Here is a 25,121-nt window from a genome sequence, read left to right as displayed (position 1 = left end):
TGCGGACAATTCACAATTAGAAAACATTCGACGTTTTTTCTGTGACGTTTCTCACATGAGCGCCCTGCCGGGCCGTTCCCAGCCAATGCGCACGGCCGCCGAAGCCGCCGACGGTCCGCCCCGGGCCGCCGCGGCGCGGCCCGTGCCGGCGGCGCACACCGGCCCCGCCACCAGCGCGCCACCGCCGCCGCGGCAGGGGCGCGGGGCGCGTTTCTCGCTGGCGCGGCTGTCGCTGGGCCAGCAGATGGTGCTGCTGGCCGTGTTGCCGGCCACCCTGGCCATGATGGGTGCCATCGGCGTGCTGATGCGCCAGTACCTGGACGGCATGACCGAGCTGGTGCGGGCGAATGCCCAGACCGTGGGCCTGCAGCTGGCCACCGCCGCGCAGGCGCCGCTGGCGCAACTGGACCGCCGCGCCCTGCTGCGGCTGGCGCAGTCCGGCATCGCCCAGCCGCATGTGCAGCAGGTGCAGGTGTGGTCGGACGACGGCGAGATCCTGGCCAATGCCGAGACGCAGGACCGCGCGCGCGGCGCCGGCCTGCGCGCCGTGGTGCCGGTGCCTGCGCTGGACGGTCGCGGTTCTGGCGGGCAGGTCATGGTGGAGATGAGCCTGGATGCCGTCGGCAGCGCCCGTCGGGCCGTCTGGCTCAACGTGCTGCTGGCCCTGGGCGCCAGCCTGGCGGGCGTGGCCCTGGCGGCCGGCTGGGCGGCGCGGCGCATCAGTGCGCCCATCCGCCGCCTGGCGCGCGCCGTCGACCGGCTGGGCGCGGGCGAGGAGGCCCATGTCGCCATCGAGGGCGCGGCCGAGGTGCGCCGGCTGCAGCACGGCTTCAACGCCACCGCCCATGCCCTGGCCGAGGGCCGCCGGCTGCTGCAAAGCCGCATCGAGACGGCCACGGCCGAGCTGGCCCGCAAGAACGCCCAGCTCGAAGTGGCCAGCCAGGCCAAGACCCGGCTGCTGGCCGCCGCCAGCCACGACCTGCGCCAGCCGCTGCATGCGCTCACGCTCTTCGCCGACGGCCTGGCCAATGGCGAGACCGATGCGGGCAAGCTGCAGCGCATCGCCCACATCCGCGAGTGCGTGGACTCGCTGGACCGGCTCTTCCTGGAGCTGCTGAACCTGTCGCAGCTGGACGCCGGCGTGCTGCAGCCCCAGTGGGCCGACTTTCCGCTGGATGCGGTGTTCGACGAGATCAGCCGCAACTTCCGCCCCGTGGCCGAGCAGCAGGAGCTGCGCCTGGTGGTGCGCAAGACCGACCTGTGGGTGCGCTGCGACCAGGTGATGCTCACGCGCGTGCTGTCGAACCTGGTCTCCAACTCGCTGCGTCACACGCCCGGCGGCGGCGTGCTGGTGGCGGCGCGGGGGCGCGGCCGCTCGGTGCGGGTGGAGGTGTGGGACACCGGCATCGGCATCGCGCCCGAGCATCAGTCGCGGGTGTTCGAGGAGTTCTACCAGGTCGATCCGCAGCAGTCGCGCGGCACCCGCGGCATGGGCCTGGGCCTGGCCACGGTGCAGCGGCTGGCGCGGCTGCTCAACACCCGGGCCGAGCTGCATTCGGTGCCCGGCCGCGGCACGCGCGTGCGGCTGCTGCTGCGGGCGGCGCATCCGCCGGCCCATGCCGTGGTGCGCCCGGCCGCCACGATCACCCAGCCGCTCACCCTCTCGGCGCCGTCCGGCGACGTGCGGCTGGACGGCCTGCGCATCCTGGTCATCGACGACGAGGCGGGCATCCTCGAAGGCCTGCAGGTGGTGCTGGGCGCCAGCGGCGCCACCGTGATGGCCGCGCAGGGCCGCGAAGAGGCCCTGGCCCTGGCCGACGCCTGGGAAGTGCCGCCCGACGTGGTGGTCAGCGACCTGCTGCTGCGTGCCGGTGACAACGGCCTGGCGGTGCTGGAGGCGCTGCGCCGGCATCCCAAGGGCATCGGCGACGACACCGCCTGCCTGCTGGTCACCGGCGAGACCAAGCCCGAGCGCCTGCGCGAGGTCGCCTCGGCCGGCGTGGCCGTGCTCTACAAGCCGGTGTCGCCCCGGCTGCTGCGCCAGGCGATCCAGGCCCAGGTGGTGGCGCGCGGCATCGCGCCGGACGGCGGCCCGCCTGCGCGAGCGGTGTAGGCCATCGGATATAGCGCCGGCCGCCTGCGGCGCCGGCAGCCCGCCTCGCTAGTCCCTCCGCCTTATCGCCCTCGGCGCGGGCGCTTCGTACAGTGGGCGGCCGCCCGTTCCTGCCCCCTCCATGCCCGTCTGCTCCCCCTTCCGCCAGCGCCTGCGGGCCGCCCTGCTGGGCCTGGCCCTGCTCGCCAGCCTGGGGCCGGCGCATGCGGCCGGCTGGACGGTGCTGCTGGCCGACGACGCGCCCGGCCATGCCGAATTCGCCCGCGAGCTGCGCGTGGCCCAGCCCTCGGCCGAACTGCTGCGCCTGCCGGCGGGTGCAGCGCCGGATCCGACCGAGGCCGAGGACGAGCGCACCGCCGCCAATGCCGGCGTGCGCACCCGCAGCCTGCGGCCCGCCGCCATGCCCGAGCGGCTGACCGTCGCCGTGGGCGCGGCGGCGGCCCGTGCGGCGCTGGACCGCGGCGGCAGCGAGCCGCTGCTGCTCGCCATGCTCAGCCGGCTGGACTACGAGGGCCTGCGTCCCTTGCCCGCCTTGCGCATGCCGGGCCGGCGCATCGGCGTGCTGCTGCGCGAGCCCTCCTTTGCCGACCAGCTCGCCCTGATCGACGCCGTGCTGCCCGGGCGCCGCCGCCTGGGGCTGGTGGCCACCGCCGAATCCGAGCCCATGCTGCGCGAACTGCAGCGCGCTGCGGCCGGCGGCGAATGGTCGCTGCAGGTGGAGCAGGCGCCCGATGCGCTGTCGCTGGCCGGCGCCCTGCGCGCCGTGCTGCCGCGCTGCGAGGCCCTGCTGGTGCTGCCCGACGCCATCGGCAGCAGCCAGGCCGCCACGCTGGCGGTGCTGCATGCCGGCGCCAGCGCGGGCGTGCCCGTCTTCGGCAGCAACGAGGGCATCGTGCGATCGGGCGCGCTGGCGGCGGCCGTCTCCACCCCGGCGCTGCTGGCGCGCCAGGCCCAGGCCATGGGCCGGCGGCTCGCCGCGGCGGGCGGTGTGACGCCCATGCCCGTGGTCGAGAGCGCCTCGCCCGCGGTGGCCCGGGTGAATCCCAATGTGGCCCGCAGCCTCGGGCTGGGGGTCCCGACAGAGCAGGCGTTGACTGAACGAATGGCCGGACAGAGATGAGAGCACCCCCCCATGCCGCTGCGCGGCTCCCCCCCTCTCTGGCGCCTTCGGCTTGGAGGGAGGGCGCACCCAGAGGCCTGGCGAAGCCAGTTCCTCGGGTGCCCTGGCGTGGCCTGCTCCGCGGCCTTCTGACCATTGAGGGTGCGCGGGTGTCCGGCGCGGTGGATCGTTGAAATGATCGTGGGCTCGCTTGCCGGCGGCGATCCGCGGCCGGCTGACACGGCATCCGGCCGGCTGCTCGTGGTGCGCGGCAGCCTGCAGCGCGACCTGGTGCGGCTGGGGCTGCTGCCCTGCGCGGTGGTGGCGCTGCTGCTCACGGGCTGGCTCACCCACAGCCGGCTCGCGATGCTGGACGACGTGTTCGCGGCCGAGGGGCGGGCCATCGCGCGGCAGGTCGCCGCCATGTCGGACCTCAGCCTCTATGCCGGCGACGTGGCCGCGCTGCAGAGCGTGGCGCAGGCCGCGCTGCGCGGCGGCCAGGCCAGCCGGGTGGAGATCAGCAATGGCGCCGGCATCCATGTGGTGGCCGCCGGCGCCGATGCCACCCACCCGGACCGCCTGCGCAGCTTCACCGCACCCGTGCTGCTGCGCGAGGCCTCGCGCACCATGGCCTTCGCGCCGCCGGGCGTCACCGCGGCCGGCGATCAGGCCATCGGCAGCGTGGTGGCCCTGCGCGACACCACGCAGCTGCGCCGCGCCCGCATCCAGTCGCTGCTGACCGGCATCGGCATCGGCCTGCTGGCGCTGGGCGGCGCCTGGCTGGCGGTGCGGCACATGGCGCGCGACATCGCCCGGCCGCTGCGCCGCGTGACGCAGACCGTCGCGGCGCTGCAGGCCGGCCAGTTCGACGCCCGCTGTGCCATCGCCGGGCGCACCCCGCGGCGCGGCCGGCCCATGCACGAGTTCGCCACCCTGGCCGACGACGTCAACCGCATGGCCGAGCAGTTGCAGCGCCACAAGCAGGCCAGCGACGAGCGTGTGCGCGAGGCCACGGCCGTGGCCCTGGAGCGCATGACCGAGGCCGAGCAGGCCGCGCTGTCGCGCTCGCGCTTCCTGGCTGCGGCCAGCCACGACCTGCGCCAGCCGCTGCATGCCATGGGCCTGTTCATCGACGGCCTGCTCACCGGCGCGGCCGAGACGCAGCGGCCCGCCCTGCTGCGGCTGCAGGAGAGCACGGCCTTCATGAGCCTGCTGCTGGACGACCTGCTGGAGATCTCGCGCCTGGACGCGCGCGTGCTCACGCCCGAGGTGGTCGACCTGCCGCTGGCGCCGCTCTTCGATGCGCTGGCCGCGCAGCATGCGGCCCATGCGGCGGCCGCCCGCGTGCGCGTGGCGTGGCGGGCCCGCGGGCTGGCCGTGCGCAGCGACGGCGGCATGCTCCAGCGCGTGGTCGGCAACCTGGTGGCCAACGCCATCCGCCATTCACCGCCGGGCGGCACCGTGCTGGTCACGGCGCGGCGGCGCGGGGGCGACCGGGTGCGCATCGAGGTGCGCGACCGGGGCGTGGGCATCGCGCCCATCCACCAGCAGCGCATCTTCGAGGAGTTCTACCAGGTGGCCAACGTGGAGCGCGACCGGCGCCAGGGCTTCGGCCTGGGGCTGGCCATCTGCGCCCGGCTGGCCACGCTGCTGGGCAGCCGCATCGGCCTGAACTCGGCGCTGGGCTGCGGCAGCACCTTCTCGCTGGCGCTGCCGCAGGCCCAGGCCGCCCCGCAGGTCGCGCCCGTGCCCGCGGCCTCGGTACCGCCCGGGGAACCGTCGCTTGCCGGCCTGCGCTGCCTGCTGGTGGACGACGACGCGCACATCCGCATCGCCACGGCCGAGCGGCTGGCCCAGTGGGGCTGCGAGGCCGTCTGCCTGGCCAGCGCGCGCGACGCCGTCGCCTGCCTCGGCGCGCCGGGCGAGCGCTTCGACCTGGTGCTGTGCGACCTGCAGCTGGCCGAGGGCGAGGACGGCCTGGACGTGCTGGCCGCCGCGCGCCGGCTGCAACCCGATGCGCTGGCGGTGGTCATCTCGGGCGCGACCGGTCCGCAGGCCCTGCAGCGGTTGCGCGCCGCGGGCGCGACCGTGCTGACCAAGCCCGTCGCGCCCGCCCGGCTGCGTGCGCTGCTCGCCACGTTGAAATGACGCCCCGATCCCCCTTGGAGCCCACTGCATGCGCGATCCCAGCGAACTGAGCGGCATCCGCCCCTTCATCGCCACGCCCTGCCATGGCGCGCAGGTGGGCAGCCTGTATGCGCGCAGCCTGCTGGGCCTGGCCAACCTGGCCTGGCAGCACGGCTTCGCCATGCAGACACGGCTGCTCGACGGCGACAGCCTGATCACCCGCGCCCGCAACCGGCTGGTGGCCGAGTTCATGGCCGACGCACGCTGGACGCATCTGTTCTGGATCGATGCCGACATCGGCTTCGAGCCCGAGGCGGCGCTGCGCCTGCTGCTGGCCGGGCGGCCGGTGGTGGCCGGCATCTATCCCTACCGCACCTCGGCCTGGCCGCAGCAGGGCCTGCCCCAGGCGCTGCCCGCGGGCAGCCGGCAGGCCGACTTCGACGCCCGTTACGCGCGCTATCCGCTCAACGTGGGCGACACGCCGGTCACGGCCGATGCCGACGGCTTCGTGCCGGTGCTGGACGCGCCCACCGGCTTCATGCTGATCGAGCGCCGCGTCTTCGAGCGCATGGCCGAAGCCATGCCCGAGCTGCGCTACACGCCCGACCCTGGCGACCATGCCAACGCGCACCTGCCGCACCACCGCTTCTTCGACGTCATGGCCGAGCCCGGCGGCGGCCGCTACCTGAGCGAGGACTACGCCTTCTGCCGCCGCTGGCAGCAGCTGGGCGGCACCGTCTGGGCCGACCTGCAGTCGCGGCTGTCGCACCAGGGCCAGCAGGTGCAGGTGGGTGACCTGGGGCGGGCGCTGGCGGCGCGCATGGGGCCGACCCCGCCGCCCGCGCCGGGCGACTGAAGCCGCCGCGCGTCCGTCACACCACCAGGTGCGCCTCCAGCGCCTCGCGGCCCAGGGCACGCATCTCGCCCTGCAGCACGCAGCGGCCATGGTCCAGCACCAGCACGTCGCTGGCGATGGCCTCCAGGAAGCTCAGGTTCTGCTCGACCACGATGAAGCTGCGGCCCTCGGCCGTGGCCTCGTGGATGCACTGCGCCATGCGGTCGATGTTCTCGGGCTGCACGCCTTCGGTGGGTTCGTCCAGCATCGTGAGCGGTGCTGCCAGTGCCATCGTGCGCGCGAAGGACAGCAGCTTGCGCTCGCCGCCGCTGAGCGCGCCGGCCCGTTGCGCCAGCCGTTCGCGCAGCCGGGGAAAGCGTGCGAAGAGCGTGTCGTAACGGGCATCGCGGCGGCGGCCGATGTGCAGCCACAGGTTCTCCTCGACGCTGAGCTCGCCGAACACCACGTTCTCCTGCGGCGCATAGGCGATGCCGGCCGCCAGCCGCGCATGCGGCGGCAGGGCGCGCAGGTCCTGTCCGGCCCATGCCAGCGTGCCGCCGGCCACCGGCAGGAAGCCGGCCAGCGCCTTGAGCAGCGTGCTCTTGCCGACGCCGTTGCGCCCCAGGATGCCCAGCACGCGACCGGGCGCGGTGCAGCCGGACACGCCGCGCACCACCACCGTGTCGCCGTAGCCGCACTGCAGATCGTCGAACTGGAGGACGGGAGGTTTCTTCATTTGCGGGCTCCGGCATAGACGGCGCGCACCGCCGGGTCGGCCTGGATCGCTGCCATCGGCCCGTGGGACAGCAGCCGTCCCTGGTGCAGCACCAGCACGTCGCCGCCCAGGGCGGCCACGGCGGCCAGGTCGTGCTCGATCAGCAGCGCTGCCGCGCCCAGTTCATGCACGGACTCGCGGATGACATCGATCATGCGGTGGGTCTCCGCCGGCGAGAGGCCGGCGCAGGGCTCGTCCAGCAGCACCAGCCGGGGCTCGGGCAGGAGCGTCATGACCAGCTCCAGTGCCTGGCGCTGCCCTTGCGACAGCTGGCCGGCGGGCAGGGCCTGCTGCGCCTGCAGCTCGGGAAAGCGCGCCAGCAGCCGGTGCAGCAGCGGCGTGTGCCAGCCCAGCGGCGCTGCGCCCAGCGCCGCCAGGGGCGCCAGGCGGCCGGCCCACAGGGCGACCTGCAGGTTCTGCGCCACGCTCAGTGCCGGGAAGACCGACGGGATCTGCAGCTTGCGGCCCACGCCGTGCCGGGCAACACGCCAGGCGTTCAGGCCGGTGATGTCGGCCTCGCCGAGCTGCACCGTGCCGCCGCGCACCGGCAGGCGGCCGGTCATGGCGTTGAAGGCCGAGGTCTTGCCGGCGCCGTTGGGTCCGATCACGGCCCGGATGCCGGGGCCCTCCAGCGCCAGCGAGAGGCCGTCGAGGATGCGCACCCCCGACTGGCTGCAGCGCACCGCGTCGAAGCGCAGCGCCGGCACGCCGGCCGGGCTCGCGGATGGCGGCGCGGCCACCGGGCGCGCGGGCGCGGGGGCGAGCCAACGGTCGGTCCAGCGCGCGGCCAGGCCGGCCAGCCCCTCGGGCAGGAAGCGCACCACGGCGATGAACAGCAGCCCGACCGCCACCTCCCAGTAGGCGAAGGCATCGCGCAGCTCCGACGACAGCCAGCCCACCGCCACCGCGCCGAGCAGGGCGCCCAGCGGGCTGGCCTTGCCGCCCACCGCAGCCCAGATCACGAACTCGGTGGACAGCACGAAGCCCATCGCCTGCGGCGTGACGATGCCCTGATGCGCCGCGAACAGCACGCCGGCCACGCTCGCCAGCAGCGCCGACAGCGCATAGGCCTTGGCCTTGATGCGGTCGGTGGCATAGCCGAAGAGCTGCATCCGGTCCTCGCTCTGCGCGATGCCCGACCACAGCGTGCCGATGGGCCGCCGCAGCCACAGCCCCAGCAGGCCGGTGGAGACCACGGCCGCCGCCGCCACCAGCCAGTAGAGGTGGCCGAAGCGGTCCAGGCCCGGCAGCTCGGGGATGTCGCCCAGGCCGTTGAAGCCGCCGGTGACGCTGCGCCACTGCAGCGCCGCCAGGCTGCCCAGCATGGCCATGGCGAGCGTGATCAGCGAGAAGTAGGGCCCGCTGCGCAGGCTGCGGGCGAACAGCAGCCGCGCCACGACCCAGGCCAGCAGCGCCGGCAGCAGCAGCGCCGCCGCCAGCGCCCCGGCGCCCGTCGGCGTCGCGAGCCCGGCCTTGAGCGCACCGCCGGCCAGGTAGGCACCGAGGCCGAAGTACAGCGCATGGCCCAGCGGCAGGAAGCCCAGCCGGCCCCAGCACAGGGCCACGCCCTGGGTGGCGATGCCGTAGATGAGGAACAGCGCCACCTGGTAGGCCAGGAAGTCGTTGCCGGCCAGCGGCAGGACCACGAGACCGGCAGCCAGCACGGCGGCGGGCGCAAAGGCGCCCAGGCGGCCGAGCGCTGCCGGCCCGCTGCGGGCGACGGCGGGACGGGCCAGGTCAGCGGCGGGCAAGGAGTCCATCGGGTTTGAGCCACAGGAAGAGGATCGAAAGCACCAGCACCACGGCGTAGCCGCTGGTCTGGCCGGCAATGCTGCTGACCACCGCCTGCGTGCCGCCGATGGTGCCGACGCCCCCCAGCAGCCCGCCCAGCGAGCCCAGCCCGCCCACCACCAGCACGAAGAAGGCGTCGAGCAGGTAATCCACGCCGATGCCGGGCTCCACGCGCACCAGCGGCGCCAGCAGCACGCCCGCCGCGCCGGCCAGCACCACGCCCACCACGAAGGTGCGCGAGGCCAGTCGGCGCGTGTCGATGCCCAGCGCCTGCGCCAGCACCGGGTTGCCCGTCATGGCCCGCACGCGCAGGCCGGCGGTGCTGCGGCGCCACCACAGGCCGATGGCGACCAGCAGCAGGGCCACCAGCAGGATCAGGCCCAGCCGGTAGGCCGGGTAGGCGGTGGCGCCCAGCATCAGCGGCTGCGCCAGCGGCGTGTCGAGCGTCTGGTAGCCCTTGCCCCAGATCGCCTCCACCGTCTTGCGCATCAGCATGGCCAGCGCCCAGGTGGCCAGCAGCGTGTCGAAGGGGCGGGCATACAGCGGGCGGATCAGCCAGCGCTCGACCGCCCAGCCCAGCGTGCCGCACACCACCACGGCCAGCGGAAAGGCGGCGGGCAGCGGCCAGCCCCAGCCCTGCACCGTGACCACGCAGTAGGCGCCGAGCATCACGAACTCGCCGTGCGCCATGTTCATCACGCCCAGCAGGCCGAAGACGATGGCCAGCCCCAGCGTGGTGAGCGTCAGCGTGGCCAGCTCGTAGACGATGTTCAGTCCGTGCAGGACCAGGCTGCCGTCCACCGTCACACCTTGCAGCTCTGGCCCGAGGCCACGCGCGGGAAGGTCTTGACCACGCGGAAGCCCTGCGCGTCCACATCGGCCAGGTAGATGTCCTGCTCCACATGGCGGTGGTGCATGGTGACCGCGCCGCGCGGGCCGGTGTAGCTGGCGCCTTCGCTGGCGGCGTCCATCTTCGCGGGATCGAGGCTGCCGGCCTTGCGGACGATGGCGTCCATCATGAGGAAGCCTTCGTAGGTGGATTCGGCCAGCCCGTTGAGCGCGGGCGCCTGCGCGCCGAAGCGTGACGCGTAGGCCTGGGCGAAGGCCTTGGCGCCGGGGGTGTCTATGCGCGCGAAATAGCCGGAGCTGGAGTACAGGTTGCGCGCATTGGCCACGCCGATGCCCGCCAGCGTGTTCTCTTCGATCAGCGTGCCCAGCCGCAGCACCTTGTCGGCCAGGCCGAAGCTGGCGAAGGCCTTGTTGAAGTTGACCGAGGCACCGCCGACCAGCGACACCAGCACCGCGTCGGCGCCGCTGTCGCGGATGCGGGCCAGCGTGGCGTCGAAGTTGTCCACGGTGAAGGGCAGGTATTCGTCGCCCACCACCTGCGCGCCGGTCTGGGCGATGTAGGTCTTGGCGGTGGCATTGGTGTTGCGGCCCCAGATGTAGTCGTTGCCCACCAGGTACCACTTGGTCGGCTTGCGTTCGGTGGCCAGCCAGGGGATGACGGGCTGCAGCTGCTGCTGAGGCGTCTCGCCGTTGACGTAGGTGGCGCGGGCGCATTCGCCGCCCTCGTAGATCGGCGTGTAGAAGTAGGGCACCTGCCCCTTGAAGAGGCCGACCAGCGCGCCACGCACGGCGCTGTCGTGCATGCCCACCACGGCGGCGGCGCCCGAGCCCTTCCACAGCTTGAGCGCGGTCTGCGCGGCCTCGGCCGGTGGCAGTCCGGCATCGCCGAACAGCAGCTCCAGCTTGCGCCCGAGGATGCCGCCACGGGCATTGAGCGTCTCGGCGGCCAGCTGGGCGCAGGCCTTGGCCGAGGGGCCGAACAGGCCGGCCGGCCCGCTCTGCGGGATGAGCACGGCCACCTTGAGCGGTGTTTCGGCCAGCGCGGGCGGCAGGGCCAGGGCAGCGCCGGTGGCTGCGCCGCTGCGGATGAAGTCTCGACGGTTCATGGAATCCTCCTCGTGAAGCCAGGGAAAGGGATGGCGCGCAACGACCTTCTCAGTCGAGCGGCGGCAGGGCGGGCGGGGGCAGCACGCGCTCGATCGCGGCGCCGATGGCGAGCACGCGGCGGTCGCTGCCGGCCGGGCCGTCCAGCGCCAGGCCCACGGGCAGCCCGTCGGGCCCCACGCCGGCAGGCAGGCTCAGCCCGGGAATGCCGGCATTGCTGCCCGGATCGGTGTTGCGGATGTAAGTCAGGAAGGCCGGCTGCGGCGTGCCCAGGAATTCCACCCCGCCGCCGGCCAGCAGTGGTCGCGCGGTCAGCGGCGCGGTGGGAAAGGCCAGCGCCTCCACCTGCGCCTGCGCGAAGGCCTCGCGGTAGAGCGCCTGCAACCGCTCGCGGGCGGCCAGGGCCTCGCGGTAGGCAGCCTCGGGCACGCCGTCCTTCAGCAGCGGCTGCAGCAGGCCGGCCACGTCGGGGCTGCCGATGCCGGCGAGCAGCGCGGGCAGGTCGACGTCGTGCCCGGCCTCGCGCAGGTAGCCGGGCATCTGCGCCATGAATTCGTAGAGCGCCACCGGGAAGCCGACGGCGTCGTTGAGCGCGTCCAGCTCGGGCAGGGCCACCTCGACCAGCACCACGCCGGCGCGCTCCAGCGCCTGCCGGGCCTGCGCCATCACGGCGGTGACCGAGGCATCGCAGGCATCCCAGAAGCGCTGCGTCGGCAGGCCCAGGCGCAGGCCGCGCAGCGGGATGTCGGCCAGCGGCGTGGCGTCCTGCGCCATCACGGCGTCCAGCAGGGCCAGGTCGTGCACGCTGCGGGCCATGGGGCCGGCGGTGTCGCGGGTGGCCGAGATGGGCGCGATGCCGCCGCCGGGAATGCGCCCCACCGTGGGCCGCAGGCCGGCGATGCCGCACAACGCGGCCGGCAGCCGCACCGAGGCGCCGGTGTCGGTGCCCAGGGCGGCGGGCACCAGCCCGGCACTCACCACCACGGCGCTGCCGCCACTGCTGCCGCCGGGGATGCGATCCGGCGCCCAGGGGTTGCGGATGCGGCCGGTGACGGCGTTGTCGCTGGAGATGCCGAAGGCCAGCTCGTGCATGCCAGCCTTGCCCGCTACGACGGCGCCCGCTGCGCGCAGGCGCCGCACCACCTCGGCATCGGCGCGCGGGCGGCGGCCGTGCAGCGCGCCCGTGCCGGCGCCGGTGGGCAGGTCGGCGGTGCCGATGTTGTCCTTGAGCGCGAGCGGGATGCCCGTGAGCGCCGGCGCGTCGCCGTGCGCCAGGGCTGCGTCGGCTTGCGCGGCCTGGGCGAGGAAGGGCGTCGGGTCGAAGGCCACGTAGCCGTTGAGGTGGGCCAACTGCTGCGTGCGGGCGGCGAGGGCCTGCGCCAGCTCAGCGGCGCTGAAGTGCTTCTGCGCGAGGCCCTGCTGCAGCGCGGCGATGCCGAGCCGGTGGAGCGGTTGCGGGTTTTCCATAGGCGGAGGGTGGGCGCACGGGGGTGCCGCGGGAGGGCCGGCACGCGTACGCTCGAAGGAGTTGATGCAGCGGAAGGCTACCCAGCAGCCGCTTGCCAGGCACCCGTCGAGATTGACGGGACGCGCAGTGGCGAAGATGGCTGCATCTGGCACGACCGTTGCTGCATCCGCTGCCACCGGCAGCGGCCGGCGTCCGACCCGCACCCTTTCACGCCCAGCACCAGCGATGTACCTCTCGAATGACCAAGTGGCGGCACTGTCCGAGTGCTACCGGGTGCTTGCGAGCGCGGACGACCTGCACGAGCTGCGGCACCTGCTGGCCCCCGCGCTGGCGCGGGCGCTCAGGGCGCAGTCGCTGGTGTCGCGCGACTACGACGCCGGCAGCCGCCGCTACGCCATCAGCTTCGCCCACAACCTGGATGAAGCGCACGCCCAGCGCTACGAGGCGCATTTCCAGTTCTGCGATCCGATCACGCCCGTGCTCCAGCCGCTGCGCTGCGGCGGCTTCGCGCATGCGCTGCCGCGGGCGCAGCTGGTGCGCACCGAGTTCTACAACGACTTCCTGCGGCCCTACGAGATGCACCGCGGGCTCAACCTCTACGCCTGCGACGGCGACACCTTCGTCGGCGACATGCTGGCCTTCCGCAGCGAACGCCAGCCCGAGTTCGAGGACGGCGAACTGGCCATCCTGCGGATGCTGGAGCCGTCGTTCACGGCGGCGCTGCTGCGGCTGCGCAAGGTCCGCACGGCGCCGCTGGCGACCGTGATGGACGACGCAGCGCTGCTGGGCGTGCTGGCCCGCCAGTCGCTGACGCCGCGCGAGGCGGAGGTGGCGCTGCTGGTGTTCCGCGGCTGTGCCGACAAGGAGATTGCCCGCAGCCTGCAGCTGCAGCCGACCACGGTGCGCTACTACCTCAACAACGCGGCCGAGAAGCTCGGCGCCCGGGGCCGGACGCGGCTGGCCCACCGTGTCTCGCAGCTCGCTGCGGCACCGGCGGCGGGTGGCGTCCGGACGCACTGACGCCGACGCCGCACGTCCGCACGCGGCGGCACAGCCCACCCGCGGCGCGGTCTTGTGCCCGCATCGGCCCGGTGCGCCACGGGCCCCTTCCATAATCGACCGGATGCCGATCCTGCACGCCGACGACCTGCTTCGCATCCACACCTACGCGGCCATCGAACCCGGCCCCCGGCTGTTGGTGATGGGCGGCGTGCACGGCGACGAGACGGGCGGCACGGCCGGCATCGAGCGCCTGAAGGCCGAGCTCGACAGCGGCGCGCTGGGCCTGGCGCGGGGCCGGCTCACGCTGGTGCCGGTGGCCAATCCGCTGGCGCGGCGGCTGATGCAGCGCGAGGGCGAGCGCAACCTCAACCGCGCCTTCCGCCCCCGCACCGAGCCGCGCGACTACGAGGACCGGCTCACCAACCTGCTCGCGCCGCTGATCGCGCAGCACGAGGTGCTGCTGGACCTGCATTCCTTCGAAAGCCCCGGCGAGGCCTTCGCCATGATCGGCCCGCGCGACAACCCGGGCCCGCTGGAGCCCTTCGCCCGCGCCGAGGAAGAAGGCCGCCTGGCCCTGCACATCGGCACGCCCACCATCGTGGAAGGCTGGCTGGACGTCTACGCCGCGGCCATCGCGCGCCGCGCGGGCGGCGTCGCGCCGTCCGAGGACGAGATCGACTACGGCCGCGGCACCAACGAGTACATCCGCAACTGCGGCGGCTACGGCGTGACGCTGGAATGCGGGCAGCACCGCGACCCGATGGCGCCCGAGGTGGCGTGGCAGGCCATCCGCCGCACGCTCGCGTTGCTGGGCATGGCGCCGCTGCCCGAGGGCCTGGCCGCGCATCCGCCGGCACGGCCGCGCCTGCTGCGGCTGCGCGATGTGACCGACCGGCTGCACGAGGGCGATGTCTTCGTGCGCGAGTGGGCCACCTTCGACGCCGTGAAGGCGGGCGAGCTCATCGGCCATCGCCACGATGGCAGCGAGGTGCGGGCCGCCGCGGACGGCCACATCGTGTTCCCGAACCCCGTCGCGCGGGTGGGCACCGAGTGGTTCTACTTCGCCACGCCCAGCGAGCGCCTGCTGGGTTGAGGCCCGTGCGGCTGGCGCTCAGGCGGCCGGCCGCAGCCGGGTCACCAGCGTCTGCAGCGCATGCCGCACGGTCGCCGCGCGCACGGCGGCGCGGTCGCCGGTGAACAGGCGCCGCTCCGTCCAGCACTGGCCGTCCAGCGACCAGCCGAACCACACGGTGCCCACCGGCTTCTCGGCCGAGCCGCCGCCCGGGCCGGCCACGCCGGTGACGGCCACCGCCGCCTGCGCGAGCGAGTGCGCGAGGGCGCCTTCGGCCATGGCCCGCGCCACCGGCTCGCTCACGGCGCCGTGGGCGGCGATGACATCGGCCGGCACCCCCAGCATCTGCGTCTTGGCCTCGTTGGAATAGGTGACGAAGCCGCGTTCGAACCAGGTGCTGGAGCCGGCCAGGTCGGTGCAGGCGCCGGCGATCAGGCCGCCGGTGCAGCTCTCGGCGGTGGCCAGCATGCGGCCGCTGGTGCCCAGCAACTCGGCCAGTTGGCGCACCAGCGCGGGCAGGTCGGGCGGCTCGTCGGCGGCGGGCGGGACGGGGGCGATGATCATGGTCGTCGGCCTGGAAGTCGGAATGCGGAAATCGGCGCGATCACCAGAACGCGCGCGCCAGCGCGATCACCAGCAGCGTGCAGAAGGCCGCCACCAGGTCGTCCAGCAGGATGCCCAGGCCCGATAGGGCCCAGCGCGGCGCCGTCGGGTCGTGGGGGATGAGCCGGTCGGCCCAGCCCACCGGGCCGGGCTTGGCGGCGTCGAACAGGCGGAACAGCGCAAAGGCCACGATCTGGGCCAGCAGCCCGGCCGGCAGCACCAGCCACAGCACGAGCCAGATGGCCGCGATCTCGTCCCAGACCACGGCGCCCGGATCGGGCACGCGCAGATTGCGCGCCGCCACCGTGCAGGCCCACCAGCCGACGGGCCAGGCGGCCAGCGTCACCACGCCGAGCGCGAAGGGCGACAGCACATGCGCCAGCACGACGAACACCGCCCATCCCCACAGCGTGCCGGCCGTTCCCGGCGCCACGCGCGAGAGGCCGGCACCGAAGCCGAGGGCGATGGCATGGGCCGGATGCGCGCGCAGGAAGGCCCAGGTGGGCCGCACCGGCGGCAGGGGCAACACGCCGGCAGGGGCAGCGGAGAAGGCGGGCGCGTCGGGGGGAGAAGACGGAGCAGCGGACATGAGCCGCCGATGGTAGACCCGGCCTCGCGGGATGCCCAGCCTGTCGCCTGCGTCGGTCGGACTGGCTCCCTCTCCCGCGAGGGGCGAGGGGCTCTGGATCCGCAGGCCGCGTGTGACGGCCCGCGAGGCGGCCCCTTCAGCCTGCGGCGACCGTCTGCGCGCTGCGCCCGGCCAGTTGGGCCAGCAGCGCGCCGGGGTCGGCCGGCAGCCGGTCGCCGCGCCAGGCCACGTGCTGGTCGGTGCGCACCAGCAGCAGCGCATGGGCATAGGCGGCGGGCAGCGGGCCGGCGGCCACCGGGTCCACCACCGTGAGTGGCATGCCCAGTGCGTCGGCCGCGGCCTGCAGCGGTGCCACGTCCACCGCCGGGTCCAGCCGCAGCAGCGTGTAGCCCGTGCCCAGGAGGTCGTAGAGCGAGCGGCCGTCTGCCAGCCAGAAGTGCGGCGCGCGGCAGCCGGGCACCGTCGAGGGCGTGAAGTCGCCCATCGAGTAGGCGGGCGGCTGGGCGCCGTCGTCCACGATCAGCGGCGAGCCGGCGTAGAAGTAGCCGAAGTTCAGGCCCGCGCAGCAGAACTGCTGCACGTTCAGGTCGTAGGCCTCGCGGCCCACGCGCGCGCGCTCGGCGTCGGCCTCGGGGCCCTGGGCTTCGATGTTGGGCGGCACGGCGCCGCGGGCGCGGATCATCTTCTGCGCATGGTCCATGGCGAAGTGCGACACCTGCTCGGTGATCGGCTGGCGCTCGGCCTGGTAGGCGTCGAGGATGGCCTCGCCACCCCAGCCATGCAGCCGTGCCGACAGCAGCCAGGCCAGGTTCACGGCATCGGCGATGCCCGCGTTCATGCCGTAGCCGGCGTAGGGCACCCACAGGTGCGCCGCGTCGCCGGCGATGAACACGCGGCCGTTGCGCAACCGGTCTGCCACCAGGCGGCGGCCCACCCAGTCCTCGCGGCTGATGACCTCGTAGTGGAAGTCGGGGCCCACGCCCAGGATGGCGCGGATCGACCAGTCCCGGTCCACGGCGTCGAAGTCGGCCTCGTGCGGATGCAGGTGGTTGTGTACCAGCCAGTCCTGCTGCCCGTCGATCGCGAAGACGGTGCCGCAGCGCTCGGGGTTGACGGCATAGCAGCACCAGGCGTCCTTGTCCGTCAGCAGGGCCTTGAGCCCTGGCGCGCGGATGAAGGTGGACTGCACGCGCTGGATCACCGGCGTGCCTTCGAGCTTGGCGCCCATGGCCTTGCGCACGCCGGAGCTGCCGCCGTCGCAGCCCACCAGGTAGCGGGCGCGCAGCGGGCGCGTGGCGCCGCTGTCCAGGTCGAGCAGTGTGGCCGTCACGCCGTCCTCGTCCTGCACGAACTCGGCCACCTGGGTGCGGTTGAAGAGCTGCACGCCCGGCTGCGCCGCGGCATGGTCCAGCAGGATCGGCTCCAGGTAAATCTGGTTGATGCGGTGCGGAGGCTCGGGCGTGGGCCACCAGCCGTCGGGGCCTGCGGTGTCGGTGTAGCGCGTGCTGCGGCCCGGGATGGGGATGCGCGTGAGTTCGGTGCCGGTCACGCGGGTGCGGAACACCACGTCGTTCGGATAGTCGGGCGGCAGGCCCGCATCGCGCAGGCGCGCGGCCACGCCCAGGCGGCGCAGCTGCTCCATGGTGCGGGCCGACACATGGTTGCACTTGACGCTGGGCGGCTCGCCATAGCGGCGCAGTTCGGCCACGGCCACGCGGTGGCCGCGCTGCGCCAGGTCGGTCGCCAGCGTCAGGCCGACGGGGCCGCCGCCGACGATCAGCACGTCGGCGTCGAAGAGGGAGGATGAAGAGGCGGAAGAAGTCATCGTTGCAGTCTTGTCAGTCCAGCTTGATTTGGGCGGTTTTGATGACCTGGCCCCACTTGCGCGTCTCGCTCTGGATGTAGCGCTCGAAGGCCTGTGGCGTGTCGGGCGCCGGCTCCACGCCCTGGGCGCGCATGGCGGCCTGGTTCTGTGGATCGCGCAGCGCAAGGTTGAAGGCCTCGTTGAGCTGCGTGACGATGGCCGTCGGCGTGGCGGCCGGTGCTACCACGCCGAACCAGCCGGTGGCGTCGTAGCCGGGTAGGCCGGCTTCGGCCAGCGTGGGCACGTCGGGCAGCGAGGGCAGGCGCTGCGGACTGGTGACGCCGAAGGCGACCAGCTTGCCGGCACGGATCTGCTGCAGCGCGGCCGGCAGGTCGACCATGGCCAGCGGCACCTGGCCCGCGATGGCGTCGATGGCCGCCGGGCCCGAGCCGCGGTAGGGCACGCCCACCACCCTGGCCTCGGCCATCTGCTCGAACAGGGCCGTGGCCAGGTGCATGGCGGTGCCGTTGCCGCCGTGGCCCACCGACAGCCCGCCCGGCTTGCTGCGGGCCAGCGCGATCAGCTCGCGCAGGTTGCGCGCCGGCACCGAGGGGTGGCCCACCAGCACGAAGGGAATGGCCGCCAGCATGCCCACGGGCTTGAGGTCCTTGAGCGGGTCGAAGGGCATCTGGGCATACAGGCTGGAATTGGCCGACAGCGCGCCGGCCGCGCCCACGCCCAGCGTGTAGCCGTCGGCCGGCGCCTTGGCCACCAGCGTGAGGCCGACGTTGCCGCCTGCGCCGGGGCGGTTGTCCACCACCATCTGCTGGCCCAGCTTCTCGTTGAGGCGGGGCGTGAGCAGGCGCACCACGGCATCGGTGCTGCCGCCGGGCGGGAAGGTGACGACCAGGCGGATGGGCTTGTCGGGCCAGTTGCCCTGGGCGCGGGCGGCCAGCGGCGCGGCCAGCAGCGCCGCCAGCGAGGCCAGGCTGGCGCGCCGCGTCAGGCCGGCGGCATGTTCTGTCGTCATCGATCTGTCTCCTGTTTTTGTCGAGGCCGCATTGAAGCGCGTCAACATTCATTCGTAAATCGAGAAATTCGAATGAAAATTTCAGGTCACCTGATGAATCGTTCCTTCACGCCCACCATCCGCCAGCTGCGCGCCTTCGTCGCCGTCTACCAGTCGCGCCGGCTGGGCACGGCGGCGCAGCGGCTCTTCGTCACCCAGTCGGCGGTGAGCATGCTGCTGCGGCAACTGGAGGAGGGGCTGGACACGCGCCTGTTCGACCGCACCACGCGCTCGCTGCAGCCCACCGCGGCGGCCACCGACATGCTGCCCACGGCCGAGCGCATCCTGCGCGACGTCGATGCGCTGGCCGGCGGCTTCCGGGACCTGGCCACGCTGGAGCGCGGACGTGTCGCGGTCGCCATCACGCCCACGCTGGCGGGCTTTCTGTTGCCCGAGGCGGTGCGCCGTTTCGGCGAGTCGCACCCCGGCGTGCGGGTGGTGGTGGACGACTGCGCGCCCGACCAGTTCGTGGCCCGCGTGCTGGGCGAGCATGTGGACTTCGGCCTGGGCACACCCGAGCGGCCCGGCGCCGACATCGAGACCGAACCGCTGCTGCGCGACCACCTGGCCTTCGTCTGCCGGCGCGACCATCCGCTGGCCGGCCGCCGCAGCATCCGCTGGACCGACCTGGCCGGCCATCCCGTCATCACCTCGCGCGGCGGCTACGGCGTGCGCCAGACGGTGGACGTGACCGCCGCGCGCGCCGGCGTGGCGCTGGAGGTGGCGGGGGAGGTGAGCTTCCTGTCGACCGCGCTGTGGATGACGGCCAGCGGCCTCGGGCCGTCGGTGATGCCCTCGGCCTTCGCGCGGGCGCGCGGCGATGCGGACCTGGCCGTGATTCCGCTGTCGGCACCGCGGGTCTCGCGCGACATCTCGGTGGTGACGCGCCGTGGCCGCTCGCTGTCGGCGGCCAGCCGCAGCTTCATCGAGATGCTGCGGGCGCAGTGGGGCTGAGCGTCAGCCGAAGTGGTCGAAGGACGCGAAGCGCTGGTCCACCGGCCGGCCTTGCGCATCCACCACGCGCAGGCCGGGCTCGGCCTCGATGCGGCCGATGCGCGTCACCGGCACGCCGGCCGCACGCGCCGCGGCTTCGACGTCGGCCGCGCGCCCTGCCGGTGCCGTGAACGCCAGCTCGTAGTCGTCGCCGCCGGCCAGCGTCAGGCTGCGCTGCATCGCGGCGTCCAGCGCCACCGCGCCGCGGGCGGCCAGCGTGCCGGCCACGGCGTCGGCGTCGAGCCTGGCTCCCACGCCGCTGGCGCGCAGCACATGGCCCAGGTCGCCGGCCAGGCCGTCGCTGATGTCGATGGCGCTGGTGGCGATGCCGCGCAGCGCCAGGCCCAGCGCGACGCGCGGCGTCGGCTGCTCCATGCGGGTACGGGCCGCGGCGAATACCGTTTCGGGCACCGAGAGCCGGCCGCGGAACACCTCCAGCGCCAGCCGCGCATCGCCCAGCGTGCCGCTGACCCAGAGCTCATCGCCCACGCGCGCGCCGCTGCGCAGCAGGGCCGCGCCGCGCGGCACCTCGCCGAAGACGGTGATGCACAGGTTGAGCGGGCCGCGCGTGGTGTCGCCGCCCATCAACTGACAGCCGTGTGCATCGGCCAGGGCGAACAGGCCCTGGGCCAGACCGGCCAGCCATGCTTCGTCCACCGAGGGCAGCGACAGCGCCAGCGTGAAGGCCAGCGGTCGCGCGCCGCAGGCGGCCAGGTCGCTCAGGTTGACGGCCAGTGCCTTGTGGCCGAGCCGCGCCGCATCGACCGTGGAGAGGAAGTGCCGGCCCTCGACCAGCATGTCGGAGGAGACGGCCAGTTGCATGCCCGGTGCCAGGTCCAGCAGCGCGCAGTCGTCGCCCACGCCCAGCGCCACTGCGCCATCGGGCACCGCCGGGCGCTGGAAGAACTGGCGGATCAGATCGAATTCACCCATGTCGATCAGCCCACCGGCGTGCGGAAGCGCTCGGCCGCCTGGCGCACCACCTCGGCCAGCAGCCGTTCGCGGCCCTGGCGCTCGCGCAGCCAGCGGGCGTCGTTCTCGCTGGCTTCGACCGAGCTGCGCAGCCGGCCGAAGGCGCGGGTGGCGTCGAGCACGGCGGCATGCGGCTCCAGCATGGTCATGGTGCGCAGGATGTGCTCGCGCAGCGGCATGTGCTCGCCGTTGGACGGGTCCACGTACACCGCGTCCAGGCCGAAGCGGCAGGCCTGGAAGCGGTTGTAGGTGTAGACCAGGTAGTCGTCCTCGCTGGGCACGAAGGGCTGCTCCTGCAGGAAGTACGCGGCCAGCGTCTGCACGTAGCCGGCCAGCGCGGCGGCGCGCTCCACCGTGAGCGGCGTGTCGAAGACGCGGATCTCGATGGTGCCGTACTCGGGCTTGGGCCGGATGTCCCAGTAGAAGTCCTTCATGCTCTTGACCACGCCGGTGCGGGTCATGCGCGCGAAGTAGCCCTCGAACTCCTTCCACGACAGCGTGAAGGGCGCGCGGCCCGACAGCGGGAAGGCGAAGACGGAATTGAGCCGCGCCGAGTCGAACTGCGTGTCCTGCCCCTGCACATAGGGACTGGAGGCCGACAGCGCGATGAAGTGCGGGATGTAGCGGCTCATGCGGTGCAGCATCAGCAGCGCCGAATCGGCATCGGGGCAGCCCACGTGCACGTGCTGGCCGAAGATGGTGAATTGCTTGGACAGGTAGCCGTACAGCTCCGACAGCTGGCGGAAGCGCGGCTTGTCGTAGATGCGCTGCTCGTGCCACTGCTGGAAGGCATGCGTGCCGCCGCCCAGCACCGCGATGTTGAGCTTGCCGGCCACCTTGACCAGCGCGTCACGAAGCGGCCCCAGCTGCTGCAGCACCTCCTCGGCCGAATGGCAGACGTCGGTGGAGATCTCGATCATGCTCGAGGTCATCTCCGGCACCACGCTGCCGCGCAGGTCGAACTGGGCCATGCCGCGCAGCATGTCCTCGGCATAGGGTGCGAGGTCGTAGTCGTGGGTGTTGACCAGCTGAAGCTCCAACTCCACGCCCAGCGACAGCGCCTTGGAGCTGCGGAAGGGCTCCAGCGGCACCACCCGCGCATCGGCCTCGCGCTGGGCGCGCGTCGGCTCGGCGGTCGGGGGCGAGAAGGGCGAAGGGGGGGTGTCCAGAGGGCTCATGGCTGTTCCTTCGGCGTCGAAGCGGCCGGGCGGGCGCTCATCGCTGCGTGTCCTCGGGGGCGGTGAAGGCCTCGGGGGCCCAGGGCCGCGAGCTTTCTTTTGCGCCATAGAGGGCCACGGTGGCCAGCACCGCGCCCAGCACCTCCATCAGCAGGATGGCCGGCAACGCGACCTGCGTGATCAGGTGGCCCAGCAGCGGCGAGGCGGTGACGAAGCCCGACGCAATCAGCAGCGCGATGGACGACAGCGGCGCCATCGCGCAGCCGATCCACAGCGCCTGGCGCCAGCTGGTGCCGCTGCCCGGATTGGCCAGCGCCACGCCGGCGATCTTGGCCACGGCGCGCGCACCGATCAGCGCCAGCACCACGGTGGCCACGGTGAGGTTCCATTCCGCCTGCGCCGCGACGATGGAGACCAGCACGAACATCAGCATGGTCACCAGCGAGGCCGCGGTGCCCAGCTGGCGCGGCCAGACCCAGGGCCGCGGATTCAGCCCCTTGAGCAGCACGCCGCCGATCAGCGCCGCCAGCGGTGCCGCGCCGCCCCAGGCGCTGGCCACGGCCGCGCCGGCACCGATGATCGCCAGCAGCAGGATCGAGGTGTTCTCGCTCGTCGGGCTCATCACCCGCAGCGCCGAGCGCAGGGCCAGCGCCATCACCGCGCCCACCACGAAGGACAGGCCCAGCACCGTCAGGATGGGATGGAAGTTCTCCATGAAGCCTTGCGGCGAGTTCTCGAGCCGGCCCGCGAAGACATAGGCCAGTGTCAGCGCATACAGCGTGTTGAGGGTGGACAGCGCCAGTGCCCGCTCGGTCACCGGGCCGGAGGCGCGGATGTCGATCACCACGCGGGACAGCACGGCCGGCGAGGCCGCCACCGCGATCAGCGCCAGTGGGGCGATCACCGAGGGCGGCACGTCGAAGGCGCGCAGCGTCCACCAGACGGCGGCGAAGGTCAGGCCCGATTCGGCCAGGCTCTGCGCCAGCACCATCGGGTTGCGGCGGAACCAGCCCAGCGGCAGGCGCCCGCCCGCCTCGAAGAGCACGATGGCCACGCCCAGCTCCATCAGGTAGAGGGCCGTGCCCTGCAGCGGCCAGATGGCACCCTCGAAGCCGGCCAGGCCCACCACGGTGCCCACCAGCGAATAGCCCACCACCTTGGGCAGGCCCATGTAGCGTTGCACGAGATGGCCGGCGGCGGCTGCTGCGGCGATCAGCAGGGCCCACCACACGGTGGGCAGGCCAGCTGTCGGTCGCATCCAGCTGGACAGGAAGCCCAGCAGGTCGGAAGGAAGAAGATTCATCGAGCTGGCAAAGGTCTGCGAAGGGCCGGACGGCATCGGCACCGCGCAGCGGCGTCCTGGTCGTCCGTTCCTTCTGACTGGGCCCGCGGCGCCAGCGCGCGGTCGGGTCCCGGGGTCATCGGCGCCGCAGCGCCGGGCGATCCTCAGTGCAGGATGCGCGGGCCGGGGTCGGAACCCGTTCCGGCGTCGAGCACGAAGGCGGCGATGGGCACGTCGAAGCGTTCGGCGTCCTCGCTCACCACGAAATAGCTGCCGCGCATCGTACCGCTGGCCGCCTTGAGCTGGCAGCCGCTGGTGTAGCGGAAGGACTGGCCCGGCGACAGCAGCGGCTGGCGCCCCACCACGCCCAGGCCGCGCACCTCCTGCACATGGCCGGAGATGTCCTCGATCACCCAGTGGCGGGCGATCAGCTGGATCGGGAACAGCGCCACGTTGGTCACGGTGATCGTGTAGGCGAAGGCGTAGAGCCCGGTTTCCGGCGAGGACTGCTCGGGCAGGTAGCGAGGCTCGACCTCGACGCGCATCGGGTGCTGGGGCATGGCGCGGAATGTTAACAACGCGGGTCTTCCGGCCGGGTCCGCGGGTCAAGGGCGGGCCTGCGGCGAGAATCCGCGTCCATGACGACGAGCCGCCCCACGACCCACCGCATCGCCCCGTCCATCCTCTCGGCCGACTTCGCCCGGCTGGGCGCCGAAGTGAGCGACGTGATCGCCGCCGGCGCCGACTGGATCCATTTCGACGTGATGGACAACCACTATGTGCCCAACCTCACCTTCGGCCCGATGGTGTGCGAGGCGCTCAAGCCGCACGCCAAAACGCCCGACGGCCGGCCGGTGCCCATCGACGTGCACCTGATGATCCAGCCGGTCGACGCCCTGGCCGCCGCCTTCGCCAAGGCCGGTGCCGACTACATCAGCTTCCACCCCGACGCCTCGCCGCATGTGCACCGCAGCATCCAGGCCATCCGCGCGGCCGGCTGCAAGCCGGGGCTGGTGTTCAACCCGGCGGCCTCGCTGGAGGTGCTGGACTGGACGCTGGACGAGATCGACCTGGTGCTGATCATGAGCGTCAATCCCGGCTTCGGCGGCCAGAGCTTCATCGACTCGGCGCTGCGCAAGATCGAGCTGGTGCGAAAGCGCATCGACGCCAGCGGCCGCGACATCCGGCTGGAGGTGGACGGTGGCATCAAGGCCGACAACATCGCCCGCGTGGCCGCCGCCGGCGCCGACACCTTCGTGGCCGGCAGCGCGATCTTCAACGCGCCCGACTACCGCACGGTGATCGACACCATGCGCGCCAACCTGGCCCGCTGAACGCCTTTCCATCTCCGGAGTCCGCCGTGACGCTCGAAGCCATCCTGGCCTACCTGCACCTGCTCGCCATCCTGACGATGGTGGTGTTCATCTCCAGCGAGGCCGCGCTGTGCCGCATCGAATGGCTCAACGCCAAGGCGGTGGAGCGGCTGGCCAAGGTCGACCTGATCTACGGCATTGCCGCCATCGCCGTGCTGGCCACCGGCTTGGTGCGCACCTTCCTGGGCGTCAAGGGCAGCGCCTGGTACTGGACCAACCCGCTGCTGCACGTGAAGGTGACGCTGTTCGTGATCGTGGGGCTGATCTCGATCTTCCCGACGCTGACCTTCCGCCGCTGGGTGCGCGCGCAGCGCCAGGGCGGCGCACTGCCCGGCGCCGAGGAGGTGCGCCGCACCCGCCGGCTGGTGATGGTGCAGGCGCACCTCATCGCGCTGATCCCGCTGTTCGCCGTCTTCCTGGCGCGCGGCTTCGGCAAGTAGGCGACGGCGCCCGGCAAAAAAGCCCGGCGTCGGCCGGGCTTCGTGGTCGTGGACGCGGGCGCCCGCCTCAGGCGGCCTTGGCGCTCAGGCATTCCTTCATGAAGGCCTTGCGCTCGTCGCCCTTGAGGGTCTTGGCCTTGGGGTCGGCGTTGCAGCTCTTCATCTTGTCCTGCTGCGTGGCGGCCTTGGCCGGCTTGGCCGACAGGCACTGCTTCATGAAGGCCTTGCGCTCGTCGCCCTTCTTGTCGCCGGCGTCGGCGTTGCAGGTCTTCATCTTGCTCTGCTGCGCGGTCGGCGCCTTCTCGGCGGCCGCTGCCGCCGGGGTGGGCGTCTGGGCGAAGGCGTTGAACGACAGGGCGGCGCCCAGGGCGATCAGGGAAGCGAGCTTTTTCATGGGTGGTTGTCCTTCCGGCTCAAGCGGCGCCCCTCGGGCACCGGCCCGGCGGCGCCAGGCTTTCATGCAACGCGGTTCACAAAGGTTGCGATGACGACGAACGATGAAACGAAAGTTTGCAATCGCACCAGCGCGAGGCGAGGCGAGGCGATGCGGAGCGCGGCGCGGCGCGGCGAGCGGCCTGACGTG

Annotated in this window: 23 protein-coding genes; 9 read left to right on the top strand and 14 right to left on the bottom strand. The window is 73.0% G+C overall.

Features of this window, described 5'->3' with window-relative positions:
* Positions 1–55 precede the first annotated feature (55 nt).
* The 4 genes from ACT54X_RS13565 (at position 56) to ACT54X_RS13550 (ending at position 6,195) form a co-directional block, all read left to right on the top strand.
* Positions 56–2,113 (top strand): ATP-binding response regulator, encoded by a 2,058-nt coding sequence (locus ACT54X_RS13565; protein ID WP_354321598.1) that lies wholly within the window; start codon positions 56–58, stop codon positions 2,111–2,113.
* A gap of 121 nt (positions 2,114–2,234) precedes the next feature.
* Entirely contained in the window at positions 2,235–3,233 is a 999-nt protein-coding gene (locus ACT54X_RS13560) for an ABC transporter substrate binding protein (RefSeq protein ID WP_476346996.1), read from the top strand.
* Positions 3,234–3,407: 174 nt separating this feature from the next.
* Entirely contained in the window at positions 3,408–5,360 is a 1,953-nt protein-coding gene (locus ACT54X_RS13555) for a sensor histidine kinase (RefSeq protein ID WP_476346995.1), read from the top strand.
* Positions 5,361–5,388: 28 nt separating this feature from the next.
* Positions 5,389–6,195, top strand: coding sequence for a hypothetical protein (locus tag ACT54X_RS13550; protein ID WP_476346993.1), 807 nt, complete (start codon positions 5,389–5,391; stop codon positions 6,193–6,195).
* Between the two features lie 16 nt (positions 6,196–6,211).
* Here ACT54X_RS13550 and ACT54X_RS13545 read toward each other — a convergent pair whose 3' ends face one another.
* The 5 genes from ACT54X_RS13545 to iaaH are packed head-to-tail and all read right to left on the bottom strand — an operon-like array spanning position 6,212 to position 12,160.
* On the bottom strand, positions 6,212–6,910 hold the full coding sequence (locus tag ACT54X_RS13545; protein ID WP_294367846.1) for an ABC transporter ATP-binding protein: 699 nt from the start codon (positions 6,908–6,910) through the stop codon (positions 6,212–6,214).
* Positions 6,907–8,709 carry a branched-chain amino acid ABC transporter ATP-binding protein/permease gene (locus ACT54X_RS13540; protein WP_294367847.1) on the bottom strand — a complete coding sequence of 601 codons (1,803 nt, stop codon included), beginning with the start codon at positions 8,707–8,709 and terminating at the stop codon, positions 6,907–6,909. The genes ACT54X_RS13545 and ACT54X_RS13540 overlap by 4 nt, the downstream gene beginning before the upstream one ends.
* Complete coding sequence (locus ACT54X_RS13535; RefSeq protein WP_294367849.1) at positions 8,687–9,541, bottom strand: branched-chain amino acid ABC transporter permease; 855 nt, start codon at positions 9,539–9,541, stop codon at positions 8,687–8,689. Before ACT54X_RS13535 ends, ACT54X_RS13540 begins: the two co-directional genes overlap by 23 nt.
* 2 nt (positions 9,542–9,543) lie before the next feature.
* Positions 9,544–10,695, bottom strand: a complete 1,152-nt coding sequence (locus ACT54X_RS13530) for a substrate-binding domain-containing protein (protein WP_476346990.1) — start codon at positions 10,693–10,695, stop codon at positions 9,544–9,546.
* A gap of 49 nt (positions 10,696–10,744) precedes the next feature.
* Complete coding sequence (gene iaaH, locus ACT54X_RS13525; RefSeq protein WP_476346988.1) at positions 10,745–12,160, bottom strand: indoleacetamide hydrolase; 1,416 nt, start codon at positions 12,158–12,160, stop codon at positions 10,745–10,747.
* Positions 12,161–12,386: 226 nt separating this feature from the next.
* On the opposite strand from iaaH, the gene ACT54X_RS13520 reads away from it, so the two are divergent.
* Both ACT54X_RS13520 and ACT54X_RS13515 read left to right on the top strand, forming a co-directional pair.
* Positions 12,387–13,181, top strand: coding sequence for a helix-turn-helix transcriptional regulator (locus tag ACT54X_RS13520; RefSeq protein ID WP_294367862.1), 795 nt, complete (start codon positions 12,387–12,389; stop codon positions 13,179–13,181).
* Positions 13,182–13,284: 103 nt separating this feature from the next.
* Complete coding sequence (locus ACT54X_RS13515; RefSeq protein ID WP_476346986.1) at positions 13,285–14,256, top strand: succinylglutamate desuccinylase/aspartoacylase family protein; 972 nt, start codon at positions 13,285–13,287, stop codon at positions 14,254–14,256.
* Between the two features lie 18 nt (positions 14,257–14,274).
* Here the strand turns inward: ACT54X_RS13515 and ACT54X_RS13510 are convergent, their stop codons facing one another.
* The 4 genes from ACT54X_RS13510 to ACT54X_RS13495 form a co-directional block, all read right to left on the bottom strand.
* Positions 14,275–14,799 (bottom strand): CinA family protein, encoded by a 525-nt coding sequence (locus ACT54X_RS13510; protein ID WP_476346984.1) that lies wholly within the window; start codon positions 14,797–14,799, stop codon positions 14,275–14,277.
* 40 nt (positions 14,800–14,839) lie between these two features.
* The gene (locus tag ACT54X_RS13505; protein WP_476346982.1) at positions 14,840–15,427 is read right to left on the bottom strand and encodes a phosphatidylglycerophosphatase A family protein; all 588 of its coding nucleotides are present in this window, start codon (positions 15,425–15,427) and stop codon (positions 14,840–14,842) included.
* Positions 15,428–15,563: 136 nt separating this feature from the next.
* Complete coding sequence (locus ACT54X_RS13500) at positions 15,564–17,252, bottom strand: FAD-dependent oxidoreductase (RefSeq protein ID WP_476346981.1); 1,689 nt, start codon at positions 17,250–17,252, stop codon at positions 15,564–15,566.
* 13 nt (positions 17,253–17,265) lie between these two features.
* Entirely contained in the window at positions 17,266–18,261 is a 996-nt protein-coding gene (locus tag ACT54X_RS13495; protein ID WP_294367875.1) for a Bug family tripartite tricarboxylate transporter substrate binding protein, read from the bottom strand.
* Between the two features lie 93 nt (positions 18,262–18,354).
* On the opposite strand from ACT54X_RS13495, the gene ACT54X_RS13490 reads away from it, so the two are divergent.
* The gene (locus ACT54X_RS13490) at positions 18,355–19,254 is read left to right on the top strand and encodes a LysR family transcriptional regulator (protein WP_354321588.1); all 900 of its coding nucleotides are present in this window, start codon (positions 18,355–18,357) and stop codon (positions 19,252–19,254) included.
* Between the two features lie 3 nt (positions 19,255–19,257).
* Here ACT54X_RS13490 and thiL read toward each other — a convergent pair whose 3' ends face one another.
* The 4 genes from thiL to apaG form a co-directional block, all read right to left on the bottom strand.
* A complete protein-coding gene (gene thiL / locus ACT54X_RS13485) occupies positions 19,258–20,226 on the bottom strand; it encodes a thiamine-phosphate kinase (protein WP_476346979.1) in 969 nt (322 codons plus the stop codon).
* 5 nt (positions 20,227–20,231) lie between these two features.
* Complete coding sequence (locus ACT54X_RS13480) at positions 20,232–21,356, bottom strand: YbdK family carboxylate-amine ligase (RefSeq protein ID WP_234193722.1); 1,125 nt, start codon at positions 21,354–21,356, stop codon at positions 20,232–20,234.
* Positions 21,357–21,480: 124 nt separating this feature from the next.
* Entirely contained in the window at positions 21,481–22,746 is a 1,266-nt protein-coding gene (locus ACT54X_RS13475) for a cation:proton antiporter (RefSeq protein ID WP_294367884.1), read from the bottom strand.
* 143 nt (positions 22,747–22,889) lie between these two features.
* Positions 22,890–23,285 (bottom strand): Co2+/Mg2+ efflux protein ApaG, encoded by a 396-nt coding sequence (gene apaG, locus ACT54X_RS13470; RefSeq protein WP_017762174.1) that lies wholly within the window; start codon positions 23,283–23,285, stop codon positions 22,890–22,892.
* Positions 23,286–23,363: 78 nt separating this feature from the next.
* On the opposite strand from apaG, the gene rpe reads away from it, so the two are divergent.
* On the top strand, positions 23,364–24,059 hold the full coding sequence (gene rpe / locus ACT54X_RS13465) for a ribulose-phosphate 3-epimerase (RefSeq protein ID WP_294367887.1): 696 nt from the start codon (positions 23,364–23,366) through the stop codon (positions 24,057–24,059).
* A gap of 26 nt (positions 24,060–24,085) precedes the next feature.
* Positions 24,086–24,538, top strand: coding sequence for a DUF2214 family protein (locus tag ACT54X_RS13460; protein WP_294367888.1), 453 nt, complete (start codon positions 24,086–24,088; stop codon positions 24,536–24,538).
* A gap of 67 nt (positions 24,539–24,605) precedes the next feature.
* Here the strand turns inward: ACT54X_RS13460 and ACT54X_RS13455 are convergent, their stop codons facing one another.
* The gene (locus tag ACT54X_RS13455) at positions 24,606–24,932 is read right to left on the bottom strand and encodes a PsiF family protein (protein WP_294367890.1); all 327 of its coding nucleotides are present in this window, start codon (positions 24,930–24,932) and stop codon (positions 24,606–24,608) included.
* Between the last annotated feature and the right edge of the window lie 189 nt (positions 24,933–25,121).

The organism is Pseudacidovorax sp. DMC4, from assembly GCF_056314265.1.
The sequence above is the reverse complement of the archived record's forward strand: the minus strand, read 5'-3'. Positions and strand labels throughout refer to the sequence as shown.